This is a genomic window from Streptomyces mutomycini, assembly GCF_001700505.1.
In the GTDB taxonomy this organism is placed as follows: domain Bacteria; phylum Actinomycetota; class Actinomycetes; order Streptomycetales; family Streptomycetaceae; genus Streptomyces; species Streptomyces mutomycini.
In genome coordinates this window covers 1-11,393 of the sequence record NZ_MAPV01000215.1, presented here as the reverse complement: position 1 = coordinate 11,393, position 11,393 = coordinate 1, and the positions used below count along the sequence as shown (strand labels likewise).

Annotated in this window: 10 protein-coding genes and 1 pseudogene; 5 read left to right on the top strand and 6 right to left on the bottom strand. The window is 69.6% G+C overall.

Going from position 1 to position 11,393, the window contains the following annotated elements:
* The first annotated feature begins 108 nt into the window (after positions 1-108).
* Complete coding sequence (gene fxsT / locus BFF76_RS26820) at positions 109-4,035, top strand: FxSxx-COOH system tetratricopeptide repeat protein (RefSeq protein ID WP_031099094.1); 3,927 nt, start codon at positions 109-111, stop codon at positions 4,033-4,035.
* 63 nt (positions 4,036-4,098) lie between these two features.
* Here fxsT and BFF76_RS26815 read toward each other — a convergent pair whose 3' ends face one another.
* On the bottom strand, positions 4,099-4,980 hold the full coding sequence (locus BFF76_RS26815; protein WP_065849231.1) for an alpha/beta fold hydrolase: 882 nt from the start codon (positions 4,978-4,980) through the stop codon (positions 4,099-4,101).
* A gap of 437 nt (positions 4,981-5,417) precedes the next feature.
* On the opposite strand from BFF76_RS26815, the gene BFF76_RS26810 reads away from it, so the two are divergent.
* Positions 5,418-6,503: a S1 family peptidase gene (locus BFF76_RS26810; protein WP_053930900.1), complete on the top strand. Its 1,086-nt coding sequence runs from the start codon at positions 5,418-5,420 to the stop codon at positions 6,501-6,503.
* A gap of 189 nt (positions 6,504-6,692) precedes the next feature.
* Here BFF76_RS26810 and BFF76_RS26805 read toward each other — a convergent pair whose 3' ends face one another.
* The 4 genes and pseudogenes from BFF76_RS26805 to BFF76_RS26795 form a co-directional block, all read right to left on the bottom strand.
* Positions 6,693-6,893, bottom strand: a complete 201-nt coding sequence (locus tag BFF76_RS26805; RefSeq protein WP_065849230.1) for a DUF397 domain-containing protein — start codon at positions 6,891-6,893, stop codon at positions 6,693-6,695.
* Positions 6,890-7,090: pseudogene (locus BFF76_RS34115) on the bottom strand (transcriptional regulator); the annotation flags it as partial. The pseudogene BFF76_RS34115 and the gene BFF76_RS26805, both read right to left, overlap by 4 nt.
* Positions 7,091-7,129: 39 nt before the next feature.
* A complete protein-coding gene (locus BFF76_RS26800) occupies positions 7,130-7,933 on the bottom strand; it encodes a MerR family transcriptional regulator (RefSeq protein WP_107418494.1) in 804 nt (267 codons plus the stop codon).
* The gene (locus BFF76_RS26795; RefSeq protein WP_031099086.1) at positions 7,926-8,462 is read right to left on the bottom strand and encodes a VOC family protein; all 537 of its coding nucleotides are present in this window, start codon (positions 8,460-8,462) and stop codon (positions 7,926-7,928) included. The genes BFF76_RS26800 and BFF76_RS26795 overlap by 8 nt, the downstream gene beginning before the upstream one ends.
* Positions 8,463-8,549: 87 nt before the next feature.
* On the opposite strand from BFF76_RS26795, the gene BFF76_RS26790 reads away from it, so the two are divergent.
* The 3 genes from BFF76_RS26790 (at position 8,550) to BFF76_RS26780 (ending at position 10,339) form a co-directional block, all read left to right on the top strand.
* Entirely contained in the window at positions 8,550-9,089 is a 540-nt protein-coding gene (locus BFF76_RS26790) for a GNAT family N-acetyltransferase (RefSeq protein ID WP_078850761.1), read from the top strand.
* Positions 9,090-9,132: 43 nt separating this feature from the next.
* Positions 9,133-9,606, top strand: a complete 474-nt coding sequence (locus tag BFF76_RS26785) for a hypothetical protein (protein ID WP_031099082.1) — start codon at positions 9,133-9,135, stop codon at positions 9,604-9,606.
* Between the two features lie 124 nt (positions 9,607-9,730).
* Complete coding sequence (locus BFF76_RS26780; protein ID WP_065849228.1) at positions 9,731-10,339, top strand: hypothetical protein; 609 nt, start codon at positions 9,731-9,733, stop codon at positions 10,337-10,339.
* 252 nt (positions 10,340-10,591) lie between these two features.
* Here BFF76_RS26780 and BFF76_RS26775 read toward each other — a convergent pair whose 3' ends face one another.
* Positions 10,592-11,089, bottom strand: a complete 498-nt coding sequence (locus BFF76_RS26775; protein WP_053930922.1) for a phospholipase — start codon at positions 11,087-11,089, stop codon at positions 10,592-10,594.
* Between the last annotated feature and the right edge of the window lie 304 nt (positions 11,090-11,393).

Sequence of the window (11,393 nt, the reverse complement as noted above, 5' to 3'; positions counted from 1 at the left end):
TCCACCGGCCGGTGGACGGCCCAGCGAACGGGCGCGGCTGATGGGGCCCATGGGAAGCACCCAGTTCATACCCGACATGCACGACCCTGCGACTGATGCGGAGGACGTATGACAGCCGGTCGTGACGGGCGCGTCGTCACTTTCTACTCGTACAAGGGCGGCACGGGGCGCACCATGGCCCTCGCCAACACCGCCTGGATCCTCGCCGCCAACGGCAAACGGGTGCTGGCCGTCGACTGGGACCTGGAAGCCCCGGGGCTCCACCGGTTCTTCCACCCCTTCCTCGACCCCTCGACGCTCGGGGCCACCACCGGCGTGATCGACCTGATCACCGAATACGCCTGGGCCGCGACCAACCCCGCCCAGCGGGCGGACGACTGGCACCGCGACTACGCCCGCATCCAGCCGCACGCGGTTTCGCTCACCCCCGAGGCACTCGGCTGGGAGTTCCCCCGGGGCGGCACGCTCGACTTCGTCTCCGCCGGACGGCAGAACCGTGAGTACTCGGCGACGGTCTCCACCTTCGACTGGGACAACTTCTACGACCGGCTCGGCGGCGGACACTTCTTCGACGCCCTGCGGGACGACATGAAGGCCAACTACGACTACGTCCTCATCGACAGCCGCACGGGCCTCAGCGACATTGCCGACATCTGCACCGTCCACCTCCCGGACGTACTCGTCGACTGCTTCACCCTCAGCGACCAGTCCATCGACGGCGCGGCCTCGGTCGCCCGGCAGATCGCCGAACGCTACACAGGCCGGCCCATCTCCATCTTCCCCGTCCCGATGCGGATCGACGAGGGAGAGAAGGAGAAGGCCGACGCGGGCAGGGCGCTGGCCCGGCTGAAGTTCGACCGGCTGCCCCGTGACCTCTCGGGCGACGAACTCACCGCCTACTGGGGCGCGGTGGAGATCCCCTACCGCCCCTACTACGCCTACGAGGAGACCCTCGCCACCTTCGGCGACGAGGCAGGGCTCAGCAACTCGCTCCTGTCCGCCTTCGAGCGGCTCACCGCCGTCGTCACGCAGCAGGAAGTCACCTCGATGCCCCCGGTGGGCGAGGAGGTCCGGCTGCGCATCCGTGACGCCTTCACCCGCCGCAGGCCCGCGCTGCCCGCCGACCTCTTCCTCAGCTACGTGGCGGAGAACCGCATGTGGGCCGACTGGATCGAATCGGTCCTCACCCGGGCGGGTTTCCGGGTGGTCCCGCGCGACGTCTCCGCCGGCCCCGGGGACGCCGCACACACGGCCGAGACCGCGACGCGTACGGTCGTCCTGCTCTCCAGCGCCTATCTCAAGTCGCAGCGCGCCGTGGACCTGTGGGACAGAGCGGTCTCCGAGGACCCCGGGGGCGGGCGGCGTCAGCTGCTGCCGCTCAGGGTCAGCGACGTCAGGCTCTCCGCGCCCTACATCGACCGCAATCCGGTCGACCTGTTCCGGCTGGACGAGGTGCACGCCACCACGGCCCTGCTGCGCGCCCTGGACCGGCCGGTGCAGCTCGGCGACGGGATGTCGCCCGGGCCCCGCTTCCCCGGAACCGTCCCCAGGATCTGGAACGCCCCGCCCCGCAACCCCGGCTTCACGGGCCGCTCCCTGGTCCTGGAACGGATGCGTGACCAGCTCGGCGGCGGCATGGCCGTAGTGCTGCCGCAGCCGCAGGCGCTGTACGGCCTCGGTGGCGTCGGCAAGACCCAGGTGGCCCTGGAGTACGTGCACCGCTTCATGGCCGACTACGACCTGGTGTGGTGGATATCGTCCGAGCAGATCGACGACGTGGTGGCCAGCCTCGCCGAGCTCGCCGTACGGCTCGGCGCCCAGGGCGGCGACGACATGGCGGCGGCATCGAAGGAGGCCGTGGACCTGCTGCGGCGGGGCGTGCCCTCGGAACGCTGGCTGCTGGTGTTCGACAACGCCGACGACCCCGAACGCCTCAGCCGCTACTTCCCGCAGGGCGGATCGGGCCACATCCTCGTCACGTCCAGGAACCAGACATGGTCCCAGCACGGTGACGCGCTGCCCGTCGACGTGTTCCTGCGGGAGGAGTCGATCGAGCACCTCCAGCGGCGTGCGCCGGGGCTGAGCGACGAGGACGCCGCCCAGGTCGCCACCGCCGTCGGAGATCTGCCGCTCGCGGTCGAACAGGCGGCGGCATGGATCGCGGAGACCGCCACCCCCATCGACAGCTACCTGGAGCAGCTGGCCCGCCAGGCACCCCAGGTCCTCGCCCTGAACCAGCCGGCCGGCTACCCGGAACCCGTCGCCGCCACCTGGAACATCTCCATCGAACGCCTCAAGGAGCGTTCGCCCGCAGCGGTGCGGCTGCTCCAGCTCTGCGCGTTCTTCGCGCCCGAACCGATCTCCGCCAACCTCCTCTACAGCAAGGAGATGATCGAGGCCCTCAAGCCGTACGACGCCTCGCTCCAGGAGAAGCTGGTGCTCGGCCGGGTCATCCGGGAGATCGGCCGGTTCGCCCTGGCCAAGGTCGACCAGGTGTCGAACTCCATCCAGGTGCACCGCCTGGTGCAGGCGGTGATCAGGGCCCAGCTCAGCGAGGAGGAGCAGCGCGAGGCGAGGCACGTCGTCCACCGCATCCTGGCGGGCGCCCGGCCCGATGACGACGAGCCGATCGACAACCCCGGGACCTGGCCGCGCTTCGCCACGATCTGGCCGCACCTCGGCCCGTCGGACGCGCGCAACTGCAAGGACCCGGAGACCCGCAGGCTGCTGATCGACCGGGTGCGCTACCTGTGGAAGCGCGGAGACATCCGGACGGCGAGCAGGCTCGGCGACGAACTCCGCGACACGTGGCGCGACATGCTCGGCAACCAGGACCTGCAGTACCTCTACCTCTGCTTCCACCTCTCCAACATCATGCGTACCCGGGGCCGGTACGTGGAGGCCAAGGAGCTGGACGAGCTGACCCTCAGCCGGCAGCGGGAGGTGCTGGGGCCGGAGCACCCGCACACGTACATGACCACCAGCAGCCTGGCCATCGACCTGGGGCTGCTCGGTGACTACGGCAGGGCGATCGAGCTGGCGACCGCGGCGCACGAGGGGTTCAGCCAGATCTTCCACGACCGGCACCCCCGCACGCTGGCCGCGGCCAACAACCTGGCGCTGAACCTGAGAAGCGTCGGGCAGTACGCGCGCGCCAGGGAGATCGACCAGGACGTCTACGACCTGCGGTCCGAGGTCCTGGGCCCGGAGCATCCGTACAGCCTGTCCTCCGCGATGTGCCTGGCTCGCGACCTGCGCGAGGTCGGACGCTACGAGGACTCGGTCGGCCTGCTCAGCCGGACGTACGACAGCTTCAAGGCCACCCTCGGCCGGACCTATCCCACGACACTGAGCGCCGCCAAGAGCCTGGCGGTCTCGCTGCGCAGGGCGGGGCAGCTGGAGGACGCGCGGAGGCTGACGGTGGCCACCCGGGCCAGGTACAGGGCCAAGTACACCTCGGCCAACCCCGAATCCCTGGCCTGCGACCTCAACATGGCGGCCGACCTGTTCGCCGCGGGGGAGGCCGTGGAGGCGAGGGACACCGCGCAGGAGGTGGTGGACCAGTACATGAAGGTGCCGGGGGAGCAGCACCCGTACACCCTGGCCGCGCAGAACAACCTCGGCATCTACCTCTCGGGGACGGGTGCGCCCCTGGACGCGGAGACGCTGCTGACCCGGGTGGTCGCCTCGATGCGCGAGGTGTTCGGGCGGGAGCACCCGAACACGCTGTTCTCCGTGATGAACCTGGCCAATGCCACGGCCGACCGCGGCGGGCTCGAGATCGTGCTGGAGACGGAGCGCACGGTGGCCGGCCAGCTCAGGGAGGTCCTCGGGGCGCACCACCCCGAGACCCTGGCCATGACCTCGAACACAGCGGTCACGCTCGACGCGATGGGGCGCGAGGACGAAGCGCTGAGGCTGCGGGCGGAGACCGGCGACGAGCTGGCCCGGCAGCTCGGTGACGAGCATCCGCTGACCCGGATAGCGAGGACCGAGCGAAGGTTCCGCCGTGAGCTGGAGCCCATGGCGGTGTGAGCCCGGGGGTTTCCGGTGCCGGACGTGTCGTGACGCGTCCGGCACCGGGGCCCGCCGCGGTCGTCAGGCCGCCGCCTGCCCCTCGTCCAGCAGCCAGTTGAGCACGTCGGGAAGCACGGACAGCGCGTCGAAGTGTGCCGCCGCGGGTTCCAGCACGGTGGTGGCACCCGGGATCTGCCCGGCCAGCCAGCGGGAGTGCCCCACGGGCGAGAACACGTCCTTCTCGCCGTGCCACAGCATCACGGGACAGGTGATGTCCGCGGGATCGAACCCCCACGGCGTGGAGAAGGCGATCGCGTCGTCGATCCATCCGTACGCGGACGTACGCAGCCCCTCACGGTAGTTGGCGAGCAGCATGGTGCGGATGCCGGCGTCGTTGACCACGGTCCGGTCGGAGTCGGTCAGCTCACGGCGCAGGTCGTCCAGGAGCCGGACCGGGTTCTGCCGGATCTCCTCCGAGCGGCTGATGAAGGACTCCGCCAGCCCGTCCGGATCCGCCGCCGCCGTGGAGTACGCGAGTACGTTTGACTCGGCCATGCCTTCGAACCAGTCGAGGCCCGCGGCGTCCCGGGGAGCCAGGCTGACCAGCGCGGCGGCGCGGGTGACCCGGTCGGGCATCAGCGCGGCGCAGGCCAGGGCGTGCGGTGCGCCGCCCGAGCGGCCGACCACGGCGAAGCGCTCCAGGCCGAGCGAGTCCGCGATCGCCCGCACGTCCTCGGCGACATCCCTCACCCGGCGTCCCGGGAGCCGGTCGGAGCCGCCGTATCCCGGCCGGTCGTAGGCGATCAGCTGCATCTTCCGCTGGTACAGGACCATCCCGCGGGGAGCGGGACCCAGCCGGCTGCCCGGCATCCCGTGCAGGAGGAACACCGGTCTGCCCCGGGGGTCCCCCTGACGCTCGACCATCACATGCCGTCCGTCCGCCACGCGCACCCGACTCCGCACGCCGCTCCTCCGCTCGGTCACCCCGCCCCGTTCCGGGCCTCAAGTGCCCGGTGTCCACTGCCTGTTCGATGATGACCCATCCGTGGCGACATCGGCACTCCCCGTCGGGAAGAGCCGGTGGTGTTCGGGACATTCGGGGGCATTCGGTGGTGTTCGGCTTCAGGAGTGCTCTCCACGGCATCCGGACTCCATGGGCGACTACAGGACAGGACTAGTCCTCACCCGCTGCCGACGGACCGTTGCACGGGGTGTTCGCAATCGGAACCGACGTGGTGCGACGCCCGGGTTGTGAACACCTCGCGGGTGAACGGTCGTCGTCGTGTGCGCGTCCGGAAGTCGACCTTGTGTGCTATCCGCCGCATAGGAATAGTGGGCGCCCCATCCTCCGTGTTCCGGACACCCCACTTGTCCGTGCACGGCCCCACAGGAGGTCGAAGTTGAAGCACCGACGCATATCCAGCAAGCGTGTGGCGATGGCCGGATCGGCCGTCCTCGCTCTGGTCGCAGCAGGAGTGACGTTCCAGACTGCGAACGCCAGTGACGCCGTACCGCAGTTCGACGCACGGACCGTCAACGCCCACGCGGCCGGAACTCTCGCCGCCAGCCTGGACAAGAAGCTGGGCGGCGACTCGGCGGGCGCGTACTACGACGCCGAGGCCAAGCACCTCGTCGTCAACGTCGTCGACGAGGCGGCGGCCGAGCAGGTCCGCCAGGCCGGTGGCAAGGCCAGACTGGTACAGAACACGCTCGCCGAGCTGAAGGACGCCCGCCAGACCCTGTCCGACAAGGCGACCATCCCGGGCACCTCCTGGGCCGTCGACCCGGTCAGCAACAAGATGGTCGTCACGGCGGACCGCACGGTCGACGGCGCGGCCTGGGACAAGCTCAGCAAGGTGGTCGAGGGCCTCGGCTCCAAGGCCGAGCTGAAGAAGTCGGAAGGGGAGTTCAAGCCCCTCATCGCGGGCGGCGACGCCATCTGGGGCGGCACCGGACGCTGCTCGCTCGGCTTCAACGTGGTCAAGGACGGCGAGCCGTACTTCCTGACCGCCGGGCACTGCACCGAGGGGATCACCAGCTGGTCCGACTCGCAGGGCGGCGCGGAGATCGGCGCCAATGAGGGCTCCAGCTTCCCGGACAACGACTACGGCCTGGTCAAGTACACGTCCGACGTGGCGCACCCGAGCGAGGTGGACCTCTACGACGGCTCCACCCAGGCGATCACCAAGGCGGGCGACGCGACCGTCGGCATGTCGGTGACCCGCAGCGGCTCCACCACTCAGGTCCACGACGGTGAGGTCACCGCACTGGACGCCACCGTCAACTACGGCAACGGCGACATCGTCAACGGCCTCATCCAGACCACGGTCTGCGCCGAGCCCGGCGACAGCGGCGGCTCGCTCTTCTCGGGCGACACCGCGATCGGCCTGACCTCGGGCGGCAGCGGTGACTGCTCCGCCGGCGGCGAGACGTTCTTCCAGCCGGTGCCCGAGGCGCTGGCGGCGTACGGCGCCGAGATCGGCTGACCCACGGTCCGGCTCCTGACGAGCCGGCCGGCCCGCCCCTCCACGTGAGGGGCGGGCCTTCCGTCTTTCGTGCGGGTCTCCCCGCCGGGGGAGTTCGCCCTGATTGCCTTCCCGGCACGAGGGCCGGTCCGCATCACCTCGCGTGACGCGGACCGGCCCACAGTTTCCCTTCAGGAAGCCTCGTCGGCGCTACCCCCGCGCAAGTGCCAGGAACGCAGTCCACTGGCCCCGGCCGACCCGCAACGTCGGACCGCCGCTCGTGGCTTTCGAGTCCCGTACGTAGACCGCGCCGTGGCCGGCGGCCACTTCTACGCAGTCGCCGCCGTCCGATCCGCTGTAGCTGCTCTTGAACCAGCGCAGCCCGTCCATGTCCCCGCTTGCCTGGCTCATGTCTCTCCCACCAGCCGTTCGATGAGCCGTGCAGACTCCTCGACGTTCAGTGCCTGCGATCGCAGCTTGCCATATCGCAACCCGAAGGAACTGACCTCCGCCGGATCGCTCACGGTGCATCCGACGCCCTGCGACTCGAAGCATCCGAGGTGTTGGTGCTCCCCCGTCTGCACGGTGACGAAACAGCCGTTCGGGGGAGGAGGCCCCCCATAAGCGCGGGCCTCCGGGACCGCGTTCTACTGCCAGGTGGCGGTGTCCGGGTCGATGCCGTGTGCGCGTGCACTGGCGTCGACTGTTCGGCGGAACCACGTGGCGAGACCGGCGCGGATGCCGTCGTAGTGTGCGGCGAATGCCGGATCGGCCTCATACATGCGGCCGAGGCAGACCTGCATCTGCCTGGAGAGCGGAAAGTACGAATCAAATACTTCGCGGTGCCTCTCGACGAGCTGATTCGCTTCTGGGCTGCCAGGTGTGACGCCTGCGTCCATCGCATCCCCGAGGGCGCGGTCGAGGCCGGCGACGGCGTCGGCGACGGTCTGCCATTCCTCCGGGCCGCGGGAGGCGGAGCGTTCGGCGTACTGCAGCCATTGCGTCGTGTCTCCGTAGCGCTGACGGGCCTGCGCCGGCCAGTCCGGGTTCCACTGCGGGCCGAAGATCGCGGCCTGCTGCTCGATGGTCAGCAGCAGGCCGCGCTCGTGGGCGTCGATCATCCGGTCGAGCCCGGCGCTGAGCTGCTGGAGGCGGTCGATCCGATCGGCGACCTGGGTGCGCTGTGCGCGCAACGCGCCGGGCACGTCCGCCGTCGAGTCGTCCAGGACGGCTCGAATCCTGTCCAGGCCGAGGCCGAGCTCACGGTAGACGACGATGCGGTGCAGGCGTTCCAGATCACCAGCGGTGTAGAGCCGGTATCCGGCAGCGGTGCGCAGTGACGGTGGCGCCAGACCGATCTCGTCCCAGTGGTGCAGCGCGCGGACCGTCACGCCCAGACGCGCCGAGGCCTGGCCCACGGTCAGGCCATCGGCGTCAGTGGTATCAGGCATGCTCCCCATTGTCGTCGCGGCCGACGGCCGGTGGAGTGATCCCCATGGCTTCAAGGTTCCGTGCCTCCTGACTGGCCGGGTCGAAGGGCTTGGCCGCAGTGAGAACGACCCGTGCGTTCTCGGGGGTGATCACCTCCACGTCGCGGGTGTTCCAGGGAGTGTCCCGTGGGCCGTCGACCGAGTCCGGGCGCAACGCACGACAGGCCTCGACAAGGGAATCGACCTGGCTGAGCACGCACGAGAAGCTGACGCTCATCGCCGGCGCCTGCTCCGGAACGCTCGCCGCCTGGACGAGAAGTACGTCCTGGAACGCCCACCGGCGCAGATGCACGAGCCTGCCGGGGACGCTGAACAGGTCGAAGAAACCGAGGCCACGAGTCCAGAAGTCCACCGATGCCTCCATGTCGTTCGTGGGGATCGTCACGAACGCGGGCATTCCGTAGATGCCACGGAACGGCTCCGGCGGGACCGCGTCCGGGCCGGGAGCGGGCACGGGACTTGTCTCGAACGCGTTGTAGTAGTCGCTCATGCGTCCCAGCTTTCAGCCTCACGCGGCGTGAGGGTCAAGCGGTCCATGAGTCTTGATGGCCGTCGGGCCTGCTGATTGACTGGCGGCATGACTGAGCTCGGACCCGTCGCCTGGCCACCTGACCCGATCAGGACCGGGAGGCTCGTGCTCCGTGGGTCCGAGGCCCGGGACCGTGCGGCGTTCATCGATCTGCTGGCCTCGCCGGAGGTGCACACCTACCTCGGCGGCCCCCGGCCGCGTGACGGGCTCGAGCGCGAGACGCCTGCGGCGCCCGAGCGGTGGCCCGGAAGCTTCGTCGTCGATCTCGACGGAGCGATGATCGGCCAGATCCTGCTCAGGAGAGCAACGGAGCACCGTCGCCCGGCTGCCGTGGGGAAGGTCGATCTCGGCTACCTGTTCCTGCCGCAGGCGTGGGGATTCGGGTACGCCGCCGAAGCGTGCGCGGCGGCACTCGACTGGTTCGCCGACGCGCTTCCCGGCGAACCAGTGGTGCTCGCCACCCAGACCGCCAACACCCGCTCGATGCGTCTCGCGGCCAAACTGGGATTCACCGAGGTGGAGCGGTTCGAGGCATGGGACGCGGAGCAGTGGCTCGGCATGTGGTCCCCACTCACGCCGCGCGATTGAGGAACTTGCAGTGAGTCCCTTGACGACTCGGCGGGAGTACGGCGTGGAGATCACCGTCCAGTGGATACGGACGTCCTGGACGAAGGAATCCCGCGGAGGGGAGGCCGCCGCGCGCAGGAACGCCGCCCCGGTCGGCTTCGCTCTCCCGCGTACGGTGGCGTCCCGCGCGCACGTGATCCGCATGCATGAGTGTGACGGCTTCGAGCCGTATGACAGCCAGGAAGACCTGAGCAAGGTCGATGTCCAGCTTCGTGAGGCAGACGGCCGGCTCCGTGTGTTTCCACGGGTGCAGCCCTTGTTCGCCCTGCCGCCTCGGCAGCGGCGACCCCCAGGCGTCCGCCTCGCCCCTGGCCAGTGGGTGCGGTGGCAGCTCAACTACCGCTTCAGCAGTGCACTGGGGATCCGGGGCTGGTCGTACTGGCTGGACACGTTCAACATCGCCTATGGCCCGGTGAACGCGCATGTGTTCCTGTCCACGCCCACCGTCCTCATCGACGAACGAGGGCCGCTCCGATGACCCCTTTCTGACCCTGGGCACGGGGCGGGGGGACTGCGGCGTACCCCTGCGTTTCGGGAAGAATGCACGAGTACCTGTCCGGCCGGCCGATCAATCGACTCTCGACGCCTGCTTGGAGGCCGCTGTGGTGTTGAACGTGCCGTCCAGCTCCCGTAGTTCGTGGGAGGCGGCCGCGCTGCGGCTGCTGGACGACTCCTACAACTTCGCGGCCACCGGACCCCGGCTCCATGAGGACTGGGCGCACGACGTCCTCGCCGTGCTGCACCGCTCGGTCCCCGACCCCCGCGGTTGGGTCAGGCTCGACTGGGACCGTGAGAACACAGCCCGTCACACGGTGCCCGACTATCCCTTCGATCCGCCGGCTGCTTCGGAGTTCCCCAAGTGGCTGTATCCCCTGGAGGCGGAGGGGGCGGTCGCCGCGCTCGCCGTCATGACCGAGGAGTGGCAGGCGGAGTTCTCCCCGGTCCGCTCCCGCCCGGACCGGGACGCCGTCCTGGCGGACGCACGGACCCTGCTCGACCGGTACGGACCCACCGCGAGCTACTGGACCAACGCGACTGCCGCCGCCTCGGACCCGGCCCCGGACTTCGTCGCGGCGGGCCTGCAGGGAACCGAGTCCCATCTCTTCCTCACGGGGGAGTACATCAACGGTCTCGACCTGTTCGACGACCTGGGCCTGATCGCGGTGAACGATGGCGAGGTCGGCGTCTTCTGGTCCTTCGGGGCGTACTGAGCCGACCGGACGAGCGGCGGACTGTGGGCCGGCTCTCGGCACCCGGTGGTTCGAAGCGCAGCGTCAGGTGCCGGGAGACGCCTTCCTGCGACGCTTGGTAGGGGACCGCTTCGACGACATCGCCCCGGCCCTTCTCCTGCGGCTGCCGGCGTGAGATCCGTGTGCGCCAGAGGTCCCAGCCCCCTGGCGCACACGCTGGTCGCGGCGTGACCGTCAGACCCAAGGCCCGCCGTCCGGCCCGGGATGCGACGGTCAGGCCGCCTGCGGGAGCCCCTCGGGGGCCGTCTTGGCCGGTGCGACGCCGAAGATGTCCACTGCGTGGTAATACGTCCATGCCGTGCTGTTGCACGAGGTCAGTTTTGCGCCGGTGTAGGCGGCGCACACGCGTTTGAGGTCCGCGTAGAACGCGGAGTCGATGCGGGACTTGTTCGCGGGAAACGTGCCGGCGGCCTTGTAGTTGCGGTAGCCGAAGTCATGGCGGGCGCAGGCCGTCTGGAAGGGGAAGCCGAACGGGTTGTCGGGGGAGGTGCTGCAGTAGTCCGTCGACCAGTTGAAGCCGTACGCGGACCAGGCGCCCTGGTTGTTGCGGGCGGCGTTCCACGCGTTGTAGCTGGAGGCGCTCGTCTGGGTCCAGGAGCTGAGGACCTGCGGCTTGTCCGACGGGGCAGCCGAAGCGGAGGCCGCGGGTACGAGGGCGAGCGGTAGTGCCATGGCAACTGCGGTGAGCGGGACGGTGAATCTGCGACGCATGAGCAACCTCCGTGGGATGAAAGGGGGTTGTGCCGATAACGCTCCTCGCGGGTCGCGCGGGGCTGCTCATAGAATGACGTCATGTACCTGCCATGACTAGCGTCTTCGCCAGTTGATCGTCAGCTGATCGCCAGTTGGCTGTCAGCCGGTCGCCAGGAGTTCGGCCGCGCAAATCGGGCGGCGGTCAGCCGGGGGACCTGCGGGCCGGAAGCGGCCGTCCCGCGCCGCGACCGCGCGCTCCCTGTTCTGCTCCCCGTCCCCGTACCGCGTCAGGGCGTACGGGGGGGGGTGCCTCTATGTTTTT